General features: G+C 59.4%; 18 protein-coding genes. 7 read left to right on the forward strand and 11 right to left on the reverse strand.

Annotated features, from left to right (window positions below; genetic code table 11):
• Nucleotides 1-132 precede the first annotated feature (132 nt).
• Complete coding sequence (locus J4721_RS10990; protein ID WP_076617326.1) at nucleotides 133-1,341, reverse strand: aminopeptidase P family protein; 1,209 nt, start codon at nucleotides 1,339-1,341, stop codon at nucleotides 133-135.
• 219 nt (nucleotides 1,342-1,560) lie between these two features.
• Nucleotides 1,561-2,346, reverse strand: a complete 786-nt coding sequence (locus J4721_RS10995) for an alpha/beta hydrolase (RefSeq protein WP_211002689.1) — start codon at nucleotides 2,344-2,346, stop codon at nucleotides 1,561-1,563.
• Nucleotides 2,347-2,545: 199 nt separating this feature from the next.
• Between J4721_RS10995 and J4721_RS11000 the strand changes: the two genes are divergently transcribed.
• Nucleotides 2,546-4,021 carry an NAD-dependent succinate-semialdehyde dehydrogenase gene (locus tag J4721_RS11000; protein WP_211002690.1) on the forward strand — a complete coding sequence of 492 codons (1,476 nt, stop codon included), beginning with the start codon at nucleotides 2,546-2,548 and terminating at the stop codon, nucleotides 4,019-4,021.
• Between the two features lie 133 nt (nucleotides 4,022-4,154).
• Nucleotides 4,155-6,344: an esterase-like activity of phytase family protein gene (locus J4721_RS11005; RefSeq protein WP_211002691.1), complete on the forward strand. Its 2,190-nt coding sequence runs from the start codon at nucleotides 4,155-4,157 to the stop codon at nucleotides 6,342-6,344.
• A gap of 102 nt (nucleotides 6,345-6,446) precedes the next feature.
• Here the strand turns inward: J4721_RS11005 and J4721_RS11010 are convergent, their stop codons facing one another.
• From J4721_RS11010 to J4721_RS11035, 6 genes are all read right to left on the reverse strand, one after another.
• Nucleotides 6,447-6,905 carry an Hsp20 family protein gene (locus J4721_RS11010; protein ID WP_014875848.1) on the reverse strand — a complete coding sequence of 153 codons (459 nt, stop codon included), beginning with the start codon at nucleotides 6,903-6,905 and terminating at the stop codon, nucleotides 6,447-6,449.
• Nucleotides 6,906-7,038: 133 nt separating this feature from the next.
• Nucleotides 7,039-7,854, reverse strand: a complete 816-nt coding sequence (locus J4721_RS11015; RefSeq protein WP_102855427.1) for a serine protease — start codon at nucleotides 7,852-7,854, stop codon at nucleotides 7,039-7,041.
• On the reverse strand, nucleotides 7,851-8,705 hold the full coding sequence (locus tag J4721_RS11020; RefSeq protein ID WP_102873537.1) for a serine protease: 855 nt from the start codon (nucleotides 8,703-8,705) through the stop codon (nucleotides 7,851-7,853). Before J4721_RS11020 ends, J4721_RS11015 begins: the two co-directional genes overlap by 4 nt.
• A 130-nt stretch (nucleotides 8,706-8,835) precedes the next feature.
• Entirely contained in the window at nucleotides 8,836-10,170 is a 1,335-nt protein-coding gene (gene glcF / locus J4721_RS11025) for a glycolate oxidase subunit GlcF (protein WP_102859283.1), read from the reverse strand.
• A gap of 3 nt (nucleotides 10,171-10,173) precedes the next feature.
• The gene (locus J4721_RS11030) at nucleotides 10,174-11,274 is read right to left on the reverse strand and encodes an FAD-binding protein (protein ID WP_102873535.1); all 1,101 of its coding nucleotides are present in this window, start codon (nucleotides 11,272-11,274) and stop codon (nucleotides 10,174-10,176) included.
• An 85-nt stretch (nucleotides 11,275-11,359) separates the two neighbouring features.
• Complete coding sequence (locus J4721_RS11035; protein ID WP_014881127.1) at nucleotides 11,360-12,808, reverse strand: FAD-linked oxidase C-terminal domain-containing protein; 1,449 nt, start codon at nucleotides 12,806-12,808, stop codon at nucleotides 11,360-11,362.
• Nucleotides 12,809-12,898: 90 nt separating this feature from the next.
• Between J4721_RS11035 and J4721_RS11040 the strand changes: the two genes are divergently transcribed.
• Together J4721_RS11040 and J4721_RS11045 are read left to right on the forward strand one after the other, a co-directional pair.
• Nucleotides 12,899-13,657, forward strand: coding sequence for a DUF599 domain-containing protein (locus tag J4721_RS11040; protein ID WP_014881128.1), 759 nt, complete (start codon nucleotides 12,899-12,901; stop codon nucleotides 13,655-13,657).
• A gap of 36 nt (nucleotides 13,658-13,693) precedes the next feature.
• Nucleotides 13,694-14,062 (forward strand): hypothetical protein, encoded by a 369-nt coding sequence (locus J4721_RS11045; RefSeq protein WP_014875855.1) that lies wholly within the window; start codon nucleotides 13,694-13,696, stop codon nucleotides 14,060-14,062.
• Between the two features lie 39 nt (nucleotides 14,063-14,101).
• Here the strand turns inward: J4721_RS11045 and rlmH are convergent, their stop codons facing one another.
• From rlmH to J4721_RS11060, 3 genes are all read right to left on the reverse strand, one after another.
• Nucleotides 14,102-14,572, reverse strand: coding sequence for a 23S rRNA (pseudouridine(1915)-N(3))-methyltransferase RlmH (rlmH, locus tag J4721_RS11050; RefSeq protein ID WP_027248645.1), 471 nt, complete (start codon nucleotides 14,570-14,572; stop codon nucleotides 14,102-14,104).
• An 84-nt stretch (nucleotides 14,573-14,656) separates the two neighbouring features.
• The gene (gene rsfS / locus J4721_RS11055; protein WP_014875857.1) at nucleotides 14,657-15,025 is read right to left on the reverse strand and encodes a ribosome silencing factor; all 369 of its coding nucleotides are present in this window, start codon (nucleotides 15,023-15,025) and stop codon (nucleotides 14,657-14,659) included.
• Nucleotides 15,026-15,254: 229 nt separating this feature from the next.
• A complete protein-coding gene (locus J4721_RS11060) occupies nucleotides 15,255-16,616 on the reverse strand; it encodes a mechanosensitive ion channel family protein (protein ID WP_102914483.1) in 1,362 nt (453 codons plus the stop codon).
• A gap of 137 nt (nucleotides 16,617-16,753) precedes the next feature.
• On the opposite strand from J4721_RS11060, the gene J4721_RS11065 reads away from it, so the two are divergent.
• From J4721_RS11065 to leuD, 3 genes are read left to right on the forward strand one after another with little or no spacing between them, the layout of a single operon-like run.
• Nucleotides 16,754-16,867: a hypothetical protein gene (locus J4721_RS11065; protein WP_027248644.1), complete on the forward strand. Its 114-nt coding sequence runs from the start codon at nucleotides 16,754-16,756 to the stop codon at nucleotides 16,865-16,867.
• A gap of 55 nt (nucleotides 16,868-16,922) precedes the next feature.
• Entirely contained in the window at nucleotides 16,923-18,326 is a 1,404-nt protein-coding gene (gene leuC, locus J4721_RS11070; protein ID WP_211002692.1) for a 3-isopropylmalate dehydratase large subunit, read from the forward strand.
• A 12-nt stretch (nucleotides 18,327-18,338) separates the two neighbouring features.
• Nucleotides 18,339-18,944: a 3-isopropylmalate dehydratase small subunit gene (leuD, locus tag J4721_RS11075; RefSeq protein ID WP_014881131.1), complete on the forward strand. Its 606-nt coding sequence runs from the start codon at nucleotides 18,339-18,341 to the stop codon at nucleotides 18,942-18,944.
• Nucleotides 18,945-19,005: the final 61 nt, after the last annotated feature.

Below are 19,005 nucleotides of genomic sequence, written 5' to 3' on the forward strand. Positions count from 1 at the left end.
ATCTCTCGGCGAAAAACGAAAGCACCGTGCATTGCACGGTGCCATGCCCAACCGGGACAGCCTCCCCCAGGGAGGCAAAGAGCAGGCGGGAGCCTCCCGCCTGCCGCTGATCATAGCGCCAAATAGAGACCTTTAGCCGACGACGTTAAACTCCGGCCCGTAGGGGTATTTGGTGATGTTCTCATTGTCATCCTCATGGATAATCAGAATGTCATGCTCGCGGTACCCACCTGCGCCGGGCTGGCCATCGGCGATGGTCAGCATCGGCTCCATCGAGATCACCATCCCCGGCTCCAACACCGTGTCGATGTCCTCGCGCAGTTCAAGCCCCGCCTCACGACCATAATAATGCGACAGCACGCCAAATGAATGGCCATAGCCGAAAGTGCGGTATTGCAGCAGGTCCTGCTCTTCAAAGAAGGCATTGATCTGATGGGTGATCTCCGCACAACTTGCGCCCGGTTTCAGCAGCGAGATGCCCAGCTCATGGGCTGCAACATTGGCCTCCCAGATGCGCAGACTATCGGCGTCCACTTCCTTGACGAACATGGTGCGTTCCAGCGCAGTGTAATAGCCGGAGATCATCGGGAAGGTGTTCAGCGACAGGATATCGCCACGCTGCAGGGTGCGGGCTGTCACCGGGTTATGAGCCCCATCGGTGTTGATGCCGGACTGGAACCAGACCCAGCTGTCGCGGTATTCCGCATCCGGGAAACGTTTGGCGATTTCCAGCTCCATCGCATCGCGACCTGCCATCGCCACATCAATCTCACGCGCGCCTTCCTTTACCGCGTCCCGGATCGCAAAGCCGCCGACGTCTGCCACTGCGGCACCGGCGCGGATCATATCGAGCTCTGCAGCAGATTTGCCCATGCGCTGGCGCATGGTCGGCTCATACAGATCAACCAGCTGCGACGGGGTCAGGAAGTGTTCCAGTTTTGCCTTCTGCAGCAAGGTCAGGTGATCGCTCTCGTAGCCGACAACCGCGCCATCGCCTGAAACCGATTTGATCGCACGCCAGAAGTTGTCACGCTGCCAGTCGGTATAGGTAATGTTGTCGCAGAACGACCGGCGCCAGGGCTGGCCTGCGTCGATCCCGGCGGAAATGGTCACAGCCTCGGAAGCGGTGACCACCATGCCATAGGGGCGACCGAAAGCGCAGTAGGTAAAGCCCGAATAGTAGGAGATATTGTGCATCGAAGTGAAGACAGCGGCGGTTACGCCGGTCTCTGCCATGATTTTGCGCAGGCCTGCGATCCGCGCCTCATATTCGGAGACCGCAAATTGCAGCGGCGCCTTTTCACCATTGTGAAAACGATACATTTCAGGACGTGAAGTCATAGTCGACCCTTCCATCTTACAAGAAAGGTCCCGGCGTTCAGGACGGTTTGAGAGTTAGGGCAGCATGAACTCCATGCGGCGACGCCATCGCCTGGCCCTCGGCGCAGAGATTGCGGCAGAGCTGCAATGCTGACAAGTCTGAATCCCCGCAAGAGGGTCAAAAAACGACAAACGCCGCAGATTTCTGCGGCGTTGTGCGTTTTTTTCTGAAGGGTCGGGTTATTTGACCAAGACCGCGACCAGATCGCTTTCGGGATCGGCCAAGGGTTCGATCACGTTGAAATGATGTTTGCCGAACGCAATGACGTGATCCACCTCCCAGGCTTCGGCCAGCCAGACGGCCTGATCCAGAAAGGCCGGGCGCTCGTCACCGCCCACCCAGACTGTGACATCCGCCGGATAGCGATGTTCCATGTCAATTGGGCTTTCTGCGGCGGCGCTTGCTGCGTCCAGCTTGAACTTGGTGTTCATCGTGGTGCGCAGCAGAGGCCGCAGATCCGCAAGCGGTGAGATCGGCACCACCGCCGCAATCCGTTCACCCACCTCCTCCGGCAAAAGATCCCGGTCCAACATGCGCGCCACCAGATGCCCGCCTGCGGAATGGCCCGCCAGCGAAATCGGTCCCTCCACCTCGGCAGCGATGGCGGTGACAGCTGAGGCGATCTGTTGGGTGATATCAGCAATCCGTACCTCTGGGCAAAGATCATAGGAGGGCATGGCGACCGCATAGCCGTGCGCCAACGCCCCCACAGCAAGATGCGACCAACTGGATTTATCGAACGCCATCCAATAACCGCCATGGACAAAGATCATCAGCCCCTTGGCAGCATCTTCGGGAAAAAACAGATCATAGCGGTGCCTGGCCCCCTCGCCGTAGGGCACATCCAGCCGGGACCGGTCACGCATCGCGTTGCGAAAATCCTCGGCAGAGGCCGCCCAGCGCGGCGGATAGCTGTCAGCATTTTCGATATAGGCGCCATTTGAATACGCGTCGTCGAGCTCCATGCCCAATCTCCCTGTTCTTCTTGTTACCGCTACCTGACAGTCTGGCACAGCACATGTCAAATGACCCGGTCCCTGCAGAACGTCGATGTGGTGCCCGCCTTGCCCCTACATTTGATCAAATTCTGGACTCACCTATCTTTCTGGACATATCAAGTCACAGCTGATTTGCATTTCGCAAATGATATACGGGAGGCCCGCAATGCTCGACGCAACCACTGACCTGAAATCACTGCTCACCGATCCCAGCCTGCTGGAACCCCGCGCCTATATCGGCGGGGCGTTTGTCGATGGCGCGGACGGCACATTCGAGGTGAAAAACCCGGCACGTGGCGATGTGATTGCCAATGTGGCGGATGTCAGCCGGTCGCAAGTGGCCGGCGCCATCGCGCAGGCAGAAGTCGCTCAGAAGGATTGGGCCAAATGGACCGGCAAAGAACGTGCAAATGTTCTGCGCAAATGGTTTGATCTGATGATGGAGAACCAAGAGGATCTGGCTGTGATCCTGACCGCCGAGATGGGCAAGCCCCTCGCCGAGTCGCGCGGTGAGATCGGTTATGGCGCGTCCTTCATTGAGTTCTTTGCAGAAGAAGCCAAACGTATCTATGGCGAGACCATTCCCGGCCATCAGCGCGACAAGCGCATCACGGTGCTGAAACAGCCGATCGGTGTGGCCGCCTCGATCACACCGTGGAATTTCCCCAATGCGATGATCACCCGCAAGGCGGGCCCGGCGCTGGCGGCGGGCTGTGCCTTTGTTGCGCGGCCTGCCGAATTAACGCCGCTGTCGGCGACCGCGTTGGCCGTGCTGGCAGACCGTGCGGGCATTCCGGCGGGCGTCTTCAACGTCGTGACCTCTTCCAATGCCTCGGAAACAGGCAAAGAGTTCTGCGAGAACAACGCCGTGCGCAAGCTGACCTTTACCGGATCTACCGAAGTGGGGCGCATCCTGATGCGACAGGCGGCCGACACCGTGATGAAATGTTCGATGGAACTCGGCGGCAACGCGCCGTTCATCGTGTTTGATGATGCCGACCTCGACGCCGCAGTCGAAGGCGCGATCATGTGCAAGTTCCGCAATAACGGCCAGACCTGCGTCTGCGCTAATCGGATCTATGTCCAGGCAGGTGTTTACGATGCCTTTGCAGAAAAACTGAAAGAGGCCGTCGCCAAGATGACGGTTGGCGACGGGTTGGTTGAGGGCGTGCAGTTTGGCCCGCTGATCAACGAGAAAGCGGTGGAAAAGGTCAAATCCCACATCGCCGATGCAAAAGAAAAAGGCGCCGAAGTGATCCTGGGCGGCAATCCATCGGAGCTGGGCGGCACATTCTTTGAGCCCACCATCATCACAGGTGCCACGCAGGACATGGTATTCTCTCAGGATGAGACCTTTGGCCCGATGGCACCGCTGTTCAAGTTTGATACCGAAGACGATGTGATCGAAATGGCCAATGACACGATCTTTGGCCTGGCCTCCTATTTCTACGCCAAGGATCTGAGCCGGGTCTACAAAGTGGCCGAGGCGCTGGAATACGGTATTGTCGGGGTCAACACCGGCATCATCTCAACCGAGCTAGCCCCATTTGGTGGGGTAAAGCAGTCGGGGTTGGGCCGTGAAGGCAGCCACCATGGCATCGAAGACTACCTTGAGATGAAATACATCTGCATGTCTGTATGAGGCTGGATAAAGGGCTGTGGCGGGTTTCCCTGCCGCAGCCACCACATCATTAAAACTACATCAAAGCGTCACAAAACCTTGATGCAGACCCGTCAGGAGCAAGGCAGTCAATTCATCCATATTGGAGCTGCCGATGTCCACGCGCCTTTTGTGCCTGACCTCTGCCCTCGCGCTCACCGCTGGTATCGCGCAGGCAGACACTTCATTTAATCGTATCGCGTCCTTTCCCGTGGTCCAGAACATGGCCGCAGGTGAAGACATCACACGCGAAAGTTCTCCCGAAATCATCGACGCGACTGCGGACGGCATGACGCTGGTCTATACCGACAGCCCGCTGGAGGCTCTGGGCCTGATCGACATCACCGATCCTGCGAACCCGGCCCCCAAGGGAAATATCGCGCTGCCGGGTGAGCCGACCTCCGTTGCTGTTGTTGGCACCACGGCCTATGTCGGTGTGAACACATCCAAGAGCTACACACAGCCCTCCGGTCTGTTGAAAGCCTTTGACATCAGCACTGGCGCCGAGACCGGCTCTTGCGATCTGGGCGGTCAGCCGGATTCTGTTGCCAAGTCCAAGGACGGGGCCTTCCTCGCCGTTGCGATTGAAAACGAACGTGACGAAGATCTGAACGATGGTCTGATGCCGCAAATGCCCGCTGGCAATCTGGTGATGATCAACACCGCAAACGGCGGCTTAGATTGTGCCTCTATGAAGGTAATCGGCCTTACAGGCCTGGCGGAGATTGCCAGCGACGATCCCGAGCCGGAGTATGTCTCCATCAATGGGCTTGGGGAGACGGTTGTTACTCTTCAGGAAAACAACCATCTTGTGATCCTGTCCAAGGATGGCAAGGTCCAGAACCACTTCTCGGCGGGGGCGGTTGATCTTGAAGGTATCGACGCCACGGACGAACGCGGCGCATTGATCTTCACCGAAAGCCAAAAGGGCCGCCTGCGTGAGCCTGACGCCGTCACTTGGATTGACGACAACCACTTCGCCACTGCAAACGAAGGCGATTACAACGGCGGCTCTCGCGGCTGGACGATCTATAACAAAGACGGCACCGTCGTTTATGACAGCGGCACCTCCTTTGAACATGCCATCGTGCAGATCGGCCACTACCCGGACAAACGCTCTGATTCCAAAGGCGTCGAACCCGAAAGCGTGACCTTCGCTGAATTTGACGGCACGCCCTATGTGTTCGTTGGTGCAGAACGCGCATCAGTGGTGGGGGTCTATGATGTTACAGACCCCACCAATCCGGTTCTAACCCAACTGCTGCCCTCTGGCGTTGGGCCAGAAGGATACGCTGTCATCCCGGAACGCAGTCTGCTGGTCTCGGCCAATGAGAAGGATCTGATCGAAGACAAAGGCCCACGCGCCCATGTCATGATGTATGAATTGCAGAACGGTGCACCGACCTATCCGCATTTGACTTCTGCCGACGCGGATGAGCTGATCGGCTGGGGCGCGCTCTCCGGGATGGTCGCAGATGCTGACGGTATGATCTATGCGGTCAACGACAGCTTCTACGGCTTCCAGCCCTCGATCTTCAAGATTGACCCCAGTCAGACACCTGCGCGTATCGTCGACGTGATCCGCATCCATCGGCAGGACGGCAACCCGGCCCAGAAACTGGATCTGGAAGGCATCACACTGGACGGCAAAGGTGGGTTTTACGTCGCCTCTGAAGGGCGCAGAGACCGGCTCGTTCCCCATGCGATCTACCACGTCAACAAAGATGGGCTGATCAAAGCCAAAAAGGGCGAAATCGGTCTGCCAGCCGAGCTGATGGCCGTCGAGCGCCGCTTTGGCTTTGAAGGCATCACCAAAGTGGGCGACACGCTCTGGATGGCCGTTCAGCGCGAATGGAAAGACGACCCGAAGAACCACGTCAAACTGGTGTCCTACAACTTGGAAACCAAGGAATGGGGCGCGGTTCACTATCCCAAGGCAGAGCCCGACACCGGTTGGGTCGGCCTGTCAGAGATCGTGGCCCATGGCGACTATGTCTATGTCATTGAGCGCGACAACCAGCATGACTTCCGCGCTGTGACCAAAAAGGTCTACCGCGTTTCCCTCGCTGAGATGACACCAGCGCCGCTCGGCGGGCCACTCCCGGTGGTCAACAAGGAGCTGGTGCGCGATCTGCTGTCGGATCTGAAAGCGACCGGCGGCTATGTTCTGGATAAGGTCGAAGGGCTGGCTATCACCGCCGAGGGAGAAGGTTTCATCATAACCGACAATGATGGGATCGATGATGCCTCCGGCGAGACGATGTTCTTTTCCATCGGTCAGATGAACACGCCGACAGTCAACTGATCTCATCCACTCAGAGTGCCAGGCATATATCAAAACAGCCCCCCGATAGCATCGGGGGGCTGCTGCGTTCAAAGCTGTCAGATCAGGAAGATCAGCGCAGCATCAGTTGACGGTCTTGGCGTCCAGTTCCGGCGCCTTGCCGGTTGAGATTTCAATCCGGCGCGGTTTCAGTGCCTCGGGCACCTCGCGCTGCAGATCAATGTGCAGCATGCCGTCGGAGTGGCTTGCACCGGTGACGCGCACATGATCGGCCAAAGTGAACCGACGCTCAAACGCGCGGGTGGCGATGCCGCGATGCAGGTAAGTGCGGTCGCTGTCGTCTTCGGACTTCTTCGCCGAAACGACCAGCGCGTTTTCCTTCACCTCGACACCCAGATCAGCCTCGGAGAAGCCAGCAACGGCAATCGAGATACGATAGGCATCTGCGGCGGTTTTTTCGATGTTGTAAGGGGGGTAGCTCGGCTGCGCGACGTCAGAGCTCAGGGCGCGATCCATCAGGTCGGCAATCTGGTCAAAGCCAATGGTGGCCCGGTGCAGCGGTGCAAAATCAAAACTACGCATGTGTCATCCTCATTCGTGAGCGATTTCTACGTGCCCTCCCATCAGGGACAGGCGTTTGGACTGTCGGATCCCGATCATCGGCGACCCGAACAGAATTGAGATAAGGATTGAAACTGCCGGTTCAAGAGGTGGCTTAGCCGCCGGGGCGGACAAATTTCGCGCCGCCTGCCGACGTACCGCTGCCCACGCGGATACGCTTAATGCGCCGATCCGGTGCCGCCACTGGATTGCGGCGCAGCTGTGCTTTCAGCTCGGCCACCCTCTGCGGCAGTTTCATGCCAAAGGCCACCTGCTTTCCACCGTATAGGCCACCGCCGGAAATCAGCGCCAGAATACGCCCGCGTCCCCCCACCTGCGAGAACACTGGTGCACCGGAGGAGCCGAAAGTGACGTTGCAGTCGATCATCATCACATCCGCGCGCTCAGCCATCAGATTGCAATGGCGCTGGCGCGACAAAGCCTCGGCACGGCCCATCCCGTAGGACGTCACCGATATATCGCTGCCATAGTTCTGACCGGAATGCAGCGCGAAGGCATTCGCCGATCCGCTGGTCACAGGGGCCGCCAGACGGATCAATGCGACATCGTGGCGGATGTTCTCAAGATCAAGCCGCCCGCCCGGTCGAAACCCGGGATGCGCTGCAATCTGCAGTGCCCGGCGCTCGGCAATTGCCACCCCGTCACGCAGGCCCGCGCGAAAAGTGATCTGGTCAGCCGGGCGCAGGGTATGGCCCTGACCATAGACACAATGCGCCGCAGTCAACACCAGATCCGGGGCAATCAGCGTTCCGGTGCAAAACCCCTGCCCGTTCAGCTCCAGCCGCCCGACCGCCTCCCAACCCAGAAGGTCATCGCGGTCGGTTAGACGACGTAACCCGGCCTCCTGTGCCGCTGCCACAGTCGCATAGAACGCCGTCACTACAGTCAGGACAAGCGCGCAAAGTCTCATTGGCTGATGAACTTTGCGCCGGAATTGCTCCGACGTTCACCCACTTTCACGCGACCAACTCCGGGGGGCATTTGGCCGCCGATCCGGCTGCCGGTGAGCTGCGCACGCAACAGCGCCAATTCCTCTGCCAGAGCAGACCCAAGCGCGACCTGCTGACCGGAGACCTCCGCCTTGGCAGAGACCACCGACACGATCTTGGGGCGCCCTGCGTCAAAGGAAAACACCGGCGCCCCGGAAGAGCCATAGTCCACATCGCAGGACATCACCAACACGCCCTCCTGCCGGGCCATCACTGCACAGACATCCTGCAGCGACGGAGCCTCCGAGCGGTCGTGTGCATAGGACACCACACCAATCCGCGCGCCTTTTTGCGGACGTTGGTCGGTTTCAAAGGGTGTCACAGTGGTATTGCGAATGGGCCGTTGCAACTGCAGCAGTGCGATATCGTTGCGCACCCGGTCTGTCGATACTTTGCCATCGTAGATATAGCTGGGATGGATGACCGCCTGGCGGATGCTGCGATAGGCCGAGGCGCGCCCGTTGCGCCATCCCGCAAGAAATTCGATGGTCTGCGGTGCGATCCGGGTACGGCTGTCGCGGTCATAAAGACAATGCGCCGCTGTCAGCACCAGATCAGGCGCAATCAATGCGCCGGTACAAAAGCCTTCTCCGTTAACGTCAAGCCGACCGACCGCCTGCCAATCGCGCCCAGCCTCTGTGGTTTCCAGCCGTTGCAGGCGGCTGTCATCAGCGCTCGCACCTTTCGGCGCTGCAACACAGGCCAGTCCGACAGAGAGCAGCGCTGCCGCCAGTGACAGCGTCCGCTGCCGGATCGGTTTCTTTACGCTCATCGCCTTGCCAGCCCCATGTCCCAATCGCTCCCGTTTCAGGGTATGCTTTGCTTGGGGCAAAATTACGGCAGCAGGATCCGGAATGCACCCGGCCTGTGGGTGGTTGGCAGCGACTTCTTGCCGATCAGCATCATCTCAGGATCGGGATCTCTCCCGCGCGGGGATCTGCACCCGGCCCACCCGCCGCCAGCGCCCGTGGTTTCGGACCTCCGGTTGCCCAATCCAACAACTCCACCGTATGCAGGATCGGGATATCCGTAGCGGAGCCGATCTGCATCATACAGCCAATATTGCCCGCGGCGATCAGATCCGGGTGCTTGGCTTCCAGTGTCTTTACCTTGCGTGCCTTCAACTCAGCCGAAATTTCCGGCTGCAGCAGATTATAGGTCCCGGCCGAGCCGCAGCAGAGGTGACTGTCAGCGGGCTCTACCACCGTAAAGCCCGCGCGCTTCAGGAGCGTCTTCGGGTATGTCTTGATCTGCTGCCCATGCTGCAGGGAACAGGCCGCGTGATAGGCCACCGTTGTTTCCTTATGCGCACCCTCGGGCAGGTCCAGTTGCATCAATAACTCAGAGATATCCATAGCAAGGGCAGAGACCCGCGCCGCATCCTCCGCCAGTGCGTCATTGCGGAACATATGGCCATAGTCCTTGACTGTTGTGCCGCAGCCCGAGGTGTTGACAACAATGGCGTCCAGCCCCTGCCCGTCAATTTCATCGGTCCAGGCGCGGATGTTCTTCGCAGCGGTCGCGTGGCTTTCTTCCTCGCGCCCCATGTGATGGGTCAGCGCGCCGCAGCAGCCCGCCCCCGCGGCGACAACCACCTCACACCCCAGCCGGGTCAGCAGACGGATGGTGGCGTCATTGATATCGGTGTTGAGTGCCTTTTGCGCACAGCCTGTCATCAGGGCAACGCGTTTTCTGCGCGGTGCTTTGGCGGCAAAGCTTTGCGGGTCATCATTGCGGCTCACCGGTGGGATATGCCTCGGCACCATATCCAGCATGGCACGCAAACGGGCATCAGGTACCAGCCTTTTAAAGGGCTGTGTCAGCTTGGCCCCGATCAAAGCAAGACGAAACCGCCCCGGATACGGAAGGATCCGCGCCAGAAGCCAGCGCAGGGCACGATCACTCCAAGGCCGGTTATAGTGTTTGTCGATATAGGCGCGCGCATGATCCACAAGGTGCATGTAATGCACCCCAGACGGGCAGGTGGTCATGCAGGCCAGACAGCTGAGGCAGCGGTCAATATGCTTGACGGTTTTGGCATCCGGCACCCGTTCGTTTTCCAGCATATCCTTGATCAGGTAGATGCGGCCGCGTGGGCTGTCCAACTCATCGCCCAGCACCTGATATGTCGGGCAGGTCGCCGTGCAGAAGCCGCAATGCACACAGGACCTGAGGATTTCATTTGCGCGCTGGGTACCCGGATCGCGCAGCTGCTTTTCACTGAATGTCGTCTGCATCGTCTACCCCATCAGTCCCGGATTAAGAATGCCACGCGGGTCAAATTGGCGTCGCAGCCCCCCCGATATCGCGGCGAGTGGCCCCGGTTGCGGCTGGAACTGGCCTAGCTCCGCCCGTGTCTGCGCGCTGGCGCGCACCAAAGTCGCGTAACCCGGCACCGTCAACCGGGACCGCAGATCCCTCCCTGCCGGAACCAGCGCCCAGATCAGCCCTCCGCCCCAGTCGAACAGCAAACCCTCCGCCTCCAGCGCAGGCGCCAGTGCAACTGCATCCGACGGCTTGACCGAGATTCGCCAGACATCCCCCGGTCGGTCATGAAACGCCGCGACATCGCGGATCCCTTCCCACAATGCATCCCCGGCACCAAGGGCAAGGCTCACCTCTCCAAATTTACCAAGCGCCATTTTGAGAGCCTCCGCGCGATAGGTGACGGAGGCCTCAAACCCCTCAACCCGAATATGAACCATAGCTGTAGCCGGATCATAGGCCGCGCCGGTCACATCATAGGGCGAGCCGAGCGCCGTCGACATCGCGGCGACCGCCGACGTCAGATCAGCCACATGCACTGTCACCGTCGCGCAGGCCTCCGAACACGGCAGAACCTTCAGCGACACCTCGCTCAATACCCCCAGGGTGCCATGAGAACCCGCCATCAGCTTCACGAGGTCGTAACCGGTCACGTTCTTCATCACCCGGCCGCCATTGCTCAGCACCTCGCCACGCCCGTCGACAAAGCGCACCCCCAGCAGGAAATCCCGTGCCGCGCCGCATTGGATACGTCGGGGGCCAGAGACATTGGCCGCAAACACCCCGCCTATCGTCGGCGTTCCTTTGGTTCCAAGCAACCCGCGATGATCCATCGGCTCAAAGGCCAGCCGCTGATTTTCCCCCGCCAACAGCGCCTGCACCTCCTCCACCGATGTGCCTGCCTGCACAACCAGTGTCAGGGCCCCGGGCTCATAAAGTGTGACGCCGTTGAGACCCGCCACACTGAGCGTCTCACCGCCCGTCGACAGACCGCGGGTGCCACCGCCGCTGACAGCCAGAGGCGCTGTTGCCCCTGCTATGATCTGGGCCAGCTCGGCCTCACTCTGAGGTGTCATGCTTTCACCTTTCCGAAATACTCTGGGGGTCGTGGGGGCAAAGCCCCCGCTGCAGACCCGCACAGGGTCTGCCATATGGCCACTGTTACAGGGGTGTCACTGCCGGGGTTCGGCGGCTTTGCGTGGTCGAGAGGGGGAAGACCTTGGCCGGGTTCAGCAGCCACTTCGGGTCGAACACATCCTTCACCCGCAGCTGTGCCTCGATATCCGCAACGCCATATTGATCCAGCATCAAATCACGCTTTTCGATCCCGACACCATGTTCCCCCGTCAGGCAGCCACCGACCTCCACACAGAGTTTCAGGATTTCAGCGCCGAAGGCCTCGCAGGTTTCCAGATCGCCGGGTTTGTTGGCATCAAACAGGATCAAAGGATGCATATTGCCATCGCCCGCGTGAAACACATTGGCGACATCCAGACCAAATTCCTTGCTCATCTCTCCGATGCGGCGCAGCACATGGGGCAGCGATGTGACCGGAATTGTGCCGTCCAGACACATGTAGTCATTGATCTGCCCCATCGCACCAAAGGCCGATTTCCGGCCCAACCAGATGCGGGCAGCCTCATCGCTGTCGCGGGCCTCGCGCAGTTCCACCGGATTGTGGGAGCGGGCGATTTCAGTGATCAGCCGCAACTGGTGATCGATTTCCGCATCGCTGCCTTCGACTTCGACGATCAGCAAGGCTTCGCACATCGGATAACCCGCCTTGGCAAAGGCTTCACAGGCCTCAATGCAAGGTCGGTCCATGAACTCAATCGCGACCGGCAACACGCCTGCCTTGATGATGTCGCTGACGCAGGCACCGGCTACTTCGTTGCTGTCATAGCCAATCAGCACCGGACGCGCACCTTCGGGTTTGCGCAAAATGCGCAGGGTGGCTTCGGTCACCACCCCCAGCTGTCCCTCACTGCCACAGATCACACCCAGCAGATCCAGCCCACCAGCATCCAGATGGGCGCCGCCGATTTCCACCACGGTGCCATCCATCATCACCATGGTCACCCCCATCAGGTTGTTGGTGGTGACGCCATATTTCAGACAATGGGCACCGCCGGAGTTCATCGCGATATTGCCCGCAATCGCACAAGCCAACTGCGACGATGGATCCGGCGCATAGAAAAACTCTTCCTCCTCCACCGCGCCTGATACGCTCAGATTGGTGCGCCCGGTCTGCACCCGGATAATGCGGTTGTCGTAATCCGTCTCCAGCACAGCATTCATCCGCGCGACACCAAGGATCACGCAATCAGCTGTCGGCAGAGCGCCACCGGCAAGTGACGTGCCCGCGCCGCGCGGCACCACCGGAACACCAGCCGCATGGCAGATTCGCAGCACATCGGAGACTTCCTTGGTCGTGCGCGGCAGGACAACCAGCATCGGCGGACATTTATATGCCGTCAGCGCATCGCATTCATAGGCGCGGGTCTCCGCCGGGTCCTGAACCAGCGCATCATCCGGCAAGACCGCCGCAAGCCGCAATGCCAACTCCGTCTTCTGTGACAACACTGTCTGATCTGGGATGGGCATCTCCATGGGGCTCTCCTGTGGATGCATGATTTGGTAAACTAATATTACCAATTTTCACAACTGGCAAGTCCGCAGTTCCACAGCTAGGGTCAGCACATGACCCTGCTCGACCGTATCACCCTGTTTTCACCTGCTGATCTGGCAGCTTGCGTGTTTTTGATCCTGTGCTGGCTTGGCATTGGATGGCGCATCGAAAATGCCAAGGCAGAGTATCCGTCAGTCTCTGGCCTGATGGCTGAGTTCCGGCATGCCTGGATGATTCAGATGGTGCAACGCGAGCCGAGGATCTTTGACGCGCAGCTGATCTCAAATCTGCGGCAAGGCAGTGCGTTCTTTGCCTCCGCCTCAATGATCGCAATTGGCGGCGGGCTTGCGCTGATTGGCAATACAGATCAATTGGCCGGCGTCGCACAAGATCTGAGTCTGGAGAGCGCGCCAGCCTTTGTCTGGGATGTCAAAATCCTGATGGTGCTATTGCTGCTGTCGAACGCGTTTCTGAAATATGTCTGGGCGCACCGTTTGTTCGGTTACTGTTTTGTACTGATGGCGGCGGTGCCCAACACTGACGCAGACGCGCAAGCCTACCCCCGTGCCAGTCAGGCTGCGGATCTCAGCATCACCGCGGCACGTAGTTTCAACCGCGCCATGCGATCGACCTATTTCGCCCTTGCCGCCGTGGCTTGGCTGATCGGGTCCTGGGCGCTGATTGCAGCCGCCCTGGTGACCTTTGCCGTGCTCTACCGCCGCGAGTTTGCTTCACAATCACGCAGCATTTTGCAGCGTGTGCCCGCGAATACGACCCCACCTGTGCCAGACGTCACCGCAGGCGCCGACCGGGGCAACACGCAGATGTGACAGCGACGGTATGCGCTTCACGCCTATACTCAGGCCATGATCCGATGCATCACTCTTCTCTCTCTGATTTGGCTGCCTGCGGTGGCGCTGGCCGATGATCCCCATATAAGCGACGCGACCGCGCAGCAGACCGGCAACAGCTGGCGCATAAGTGTCACGCTAACCCATCCGGACAGCGGCTGGGATCACTATGCAGATGGCTGGCGTGTGCTGGACACAGACGGCAAAGTGCTGGGCCTGCGCGAGCTGGCCCATCCGCACGTGAACGAACAGCCCTTCACCAGATCATTGGCTGGTGTGACAATACCGAAGGGAATAGACACCGTTCTGATCCAAGCCCGGTGCAATGTAGATGGCTGGTCCGAAGCAACCTATGTGCTGCCACTTGCCTGCTCCTCCTGCTGACGCCAGCAATGGCGTGACTTGCGGGGAGGGGCGCAGAGGTTAGACCCGGTGATACGGGCTGCCTGCTAGTATGGTCGCGGCGCGGTAGATCTGTTCCGCCAGAAGCACCCGCACCAGCATATGCGGCCAGACCATCTTTCCCAAAGAGATCGAGAAATCCGCCTCAGCGCGCAGGCTGGGATCAATCCCATCCGCACCCCCGATCACAAAGGCAACATCCTGGCGACCGGTATCGCGCCAATCGGCAAGACGTTTTGAGAAATCAGGTGAACTCAGCAATTTGCCGCGTTCGTCCAATGTGCAGATGACAGCCCCCTTGGGGATTGCCTTGCGCAGCAGTTCCGCCTCGGCGGCCATGCCTGCGTTTTTCTTGTCCTCGACTTCGGTAATGCGACAGGGCCCAAGACCAAGCGCCCGACCGCTGCGGTCGAAGCGCTCAATATAGTCGTCGATCAGCTGCTTTTCCGGGCTGGCCCGTAGGCGCCCGACCACACAGAAATGAACTTTCATGAGGACACTTTCGATACAGGCCCGCGCCAGGCGCATGCTGCGCTCTGCACGGGCCGATCTGATGGAACCGGATCCGGTCTGGGATCAGTTCTCGCTCTGGGCGGGTGACGTGCCCGCAGGCAGCCACATTTTTTCGAGCTGATAGAATTCGCGCACTTCCGGGCGGAACAGATGGACGATAATATCGCCGGTATCGATCAGCACCCAGTCGCCGGTGTCTTTGCCTTCGACCTTGCAGACCATGCCGTATTCCTGCTTCAGCCGGTCAGCCAGCTTTTCAGCCATAGACGCCACCTGACGGGTCGAGCGGCCCGAGGCAATAACCATGTGATCGCCAATAGCCGTTTTGCCGCGCAGGTCGATCTGCACGACGTCTTCAGCCTTGTCGTCATTCAGCGAGGAAAGAACACGCGCCAGCAGCTCATCGCTGGTTGGCTGTGATTTGGTAGCCATTACGGCCACTCCGCGGCCAGCATCTGGGGCCGCCTGAGGTTCGGGTGACAGGACATTGTCCTCCTTGTAACGCGCCGCCGGTCCCCCGGCGCTGGGGTTGCCTTAATGTAGCAAGCCATATGCGGTTTTTCAATGAACCTTGATGGCCGGCTGCTATGCGCGCTGTGCAGGCGTAAGGTCAGCGTGAAATAACGACGTGCCTGACCCGCCTCCCCTGTCAGAACGCGTCTCAGTCCTGCATTGCCACAGGCAGGGCCTCGTTCAACACGCGCACCTCCCGCTGCGGGAAGGGGATTGAGATTCCGGCATCTTTGAAGGCATCCCAGAGCGCCAGATAGACATTGCCGCGGATGTTGGTGAGCCCGCCTGTCGGATCGCTGATCCAGAACCGCAGAACATAATCCACACTGCTGTCCCCAAATCCGACGATGTGACAGACGGGCGCGCGATTGCCGCCACTCAGCACACGCCCCACGGTCTTGGCGGCCTCAATTGCAACCCGGCGCACCTCATGCGGGTCATCGCTGTAGCCGGTGCCAAAATTCAGATCCAGCCGCACGAATCGGTCCGTATGGGACCAGTTGACCACCTCATTGGTGATGAAATCCTCGTTCGGGATCAGATATTCTCGCCCATCACGGGTCACCACCGACACGTAGCGCGCGCCGAGAGAATTGATCCAGCCGAAGGTCTCGCCCAGCGAGATTACATCCCCCGGCTTGATGGATTTATCCAGCAGAATGATGAGGCCCGACACCAGATTGGATACGACCTTTTGCAGGCCAAAACCAAGGCCGACACCGATGGCACCAGACAGGACCGCGAGACCCGTCAGGTCGATTCCGATCGCCTTCAACCCAATAAAGAAGGCACCGCCAAGCAGCAGGATCTGCGCCAGCTTGGCGCCCAGAACCTGCATTGACGGTGAGATGTCCGGATTGTTACGGATCCGGTTCGCGGCAACGGATGAAATCGCGCGCGCAAGCGTAAGCATGACACCGAGAATGACCACCGCCTGAACAATCAAGAACAACGAGATCCTCAGATCCCCAAAATCAATCGCCACGCTGTCAAGAAACGCCGTTGCTTCAGCCGTAATTCCGAGGATGCGCAGCGTGACCCAGGTCCAGGCGCCATATTTTACCAGCTTTCGCAGGAGCGGATTGGCAACAAGCCGCGTCGCGAAAGACACGATCAACCAGGCCAGGGATAGGTTTGCGATCACCACCAATAGGCGTGATCTGCTGGGCCAGGTGATATCCTGCATGATCAGAACCGTGGTCCAGATCAGCAAAACAAAAAGGATGCCGCGAATACGCTTGTGCAAGACAAGCCCCGCCCGCATACGCCAACGCGGCCAGCCAGTGCGACCACGCAGCCAATCGTGAAAAGCCCCTGCGATGGGTTTGGCCAAAACCGCGGCCAACACCAGCAGACCTGCTGCGATCCCGAGCTGATAGGCATTCCAGGGGCGCAGCAGAACCTCAGCCGTATTGGTCAGGAAGTCCCACAGCTGCTGCCCCAGCTCAATCGCCTCAGCCGTGCTTTCGGCCAGCGCATCTTTGGTCTCGATCTGTTCGTCCGGATTCATAACGCTCCCTTTTGCCAGCGAGTCTGACGCCCCTTCTGGTTCCAATCAAGGCGCGACTTTGGCTGATACCGCAATCCCTAGTGCCGCCCTCCTGTTCATTGCGTTTCAGAACGAATCTTGATTGCCACGGCCAGCAGATGTATCTGACAGCCATGACCCTCGTTTTGGCCCATCATATCGAGCTGCAAGATCGCGCACGCCTGCGCGAACGGTTCTTTGGTGCCGCCCGCACGGTCCTGGCGCGGCTATAAGGCTGCCGCCAAGCCATTTTGCCAGCTATATTCCAAAAACTACGGGAGAGGACTCATGTCCCCCAAGACGCTTTACGACAAAATCTGGGATGCGCATGTTGCGCATGAAGCAGAAGACGGCACCTGCCTGCTCTATATTGACCGCCATCTGGTTCACGAAGTGACCAGCCCGCAGGCGTTTGAAGGCCTGCGCATGGCAGGTCGCAAGGTACACGCGCCCGATAAAACCATCGCGGTGCCGGATCACAACGTGCCGACCACGCTCGACCGCGCCAAAGGCATCGAGAATGAGGAAAGCCGCATTCAGGTCGAAGCGCTCGACAAAAACGCCCGTGAATTCGGCGTGCACTATTACCCAGTGGATGATGTCCGTCAGGGCATCGTGCATATCGTTGGCCCGGAACAGGGCTGGACCCTGCCCGGCATGACAGTGGTCTGCGGCGACAGCCACACCGCCACCCACGGTGCATTCGGCGCACTGGCGCATGGCATCGGCACCTCTGAGGTAGAGCATGTGCTCGCCACCCAGACGCTGATCCAGAAGAAATCCAAAAACATGAAGGTGGAGATCACCGGCAAGCTGAAGCCGGGTGTTACTGCCAAGGACATCACGCTGGCTGTGATCGGCGAGACCGGCACCGCGGGTGGCACCGGCTATGTGATTGAGTATTGCGGCGAAGCGATCCGCGATCTCACGATGGAAGGCCGCATGACTGTCTGCAACATGGCGATCGAAGGCGGTGCCCGTGCTGGCCTCATCGCGCCGGATGAGACCACATTCGAATATGTCAAAGGCCGCCCGCATGCTCCGAAAGGCGCCCAGTGGGAAGCCGCACTGAACTGGTGGAAGACGCTGTTCACCGACGAAGGCGCCCATTTCGACAAGGTTGTCACCCTGAAGGGCGAAGACATCCAGCCGGTTGTGACCTGGGGCACCAGCCCCGAGGACGTGCTGCCGATCACCGGCGTTGTCCCTGCACCTGAGGACTTCACCGGCGGCAAGATCGAGGCGGCCCGCCGTTCGCTTGAATACATGGGGCTGACCCCCGGCCAGAAGCTGACCGACATTGAGATCGACACCGTGTTCATCGGGTCCTGCACCAACGGCCGCATCGAAGATCTGCGCGCCGTGGCAGAGGTCGTGAAGGGCAAGAAGATCAAGGACGGCATGCGTGCTATGGTCGTTCCCGGCTCTGGTCTGGTCCGTGCTCAGGCCGAGGAAGAAGGCATTGCCGAGATCCTCCAGGACGCCGGTTTTGAATGGCGTCTTGCGGGTTGCTCCATGTGTCTGGCTATGAACCCCGACCAGCTGTCCGAAGGAGAGCGCTGCGCCGCGACCTCCAACCGGAACTTCGAAGGTCGTCAGGGCTATAAGGGTCGCACCCATCTGGTGTCTCCTGCCATGGCTGCCGCTGCTGCCCTGACCGGCAAGCTGACCGACGTGCGCGAGCTGAACTAAGGAGCCTGCAAAATGGAAAAGTTCACAAAAATCCAAGGCATCGCTGCCCCCATGCCGCTGGTCAACATCGACACCGACATGATCATCCCGAAGGTGTTCCTGAAATCCATTCAGCGCACCGGTTTCGGCAAGAACCTGTTTGACGAGATGCGCTATAACCGCGATGGATCCGAGATTGCGGACTTCGTGCTGAACAAGCCGCAGTACCGCGATGCAGAGATCCTGATTGCGGGCGACAACTTCGGCTGTGGCTCCTCTCGCGAACACGCGCCCTGGGCGATTGCCGACTTTGGCATCAGGTGCATCGTGTCCACATCCTTCGCCGACATCTTCTTCAACAACAGCTTCAAGAACGGCATCCTGCCGATTGTCCTGCCGCAGGAGCAGGTGGATCTGCTGATGAAGGACGCGGAAAAAGGCGCCAACGCGCGCATGACTGTCGATCTGGAAGCGCAGGAGATCAGCACATCCGATGGTGAAGTGATCAAGTTCGAAGTTGACGCGTTCAAAAAGCACTGCCTGCTGAACGGGCTCGACGACATTGGTCTGACCATGGAGAAAGCCACCTCCATCGCCAGCTTTGAGGACAAGGCTGCGCAGGAGCGCCCCTGGGTCTGACCCGACATAGGGTAACCTTCGGTATCACCGCGAAAAGCCGCCCCAATGGGCGGCTTTTATC

It is taken from the genome of Phaeobacter sp. HS011 (assembly GCF_018101215.1).
In the GTDB taxonomy this organism is placed as follows: Bacteria; Pseudomonadota; Alphaproteobacteria; order Rhodobacterales; family Rhodobacteraceae; genus Phaeobacter; species Phaeobacter inhibens.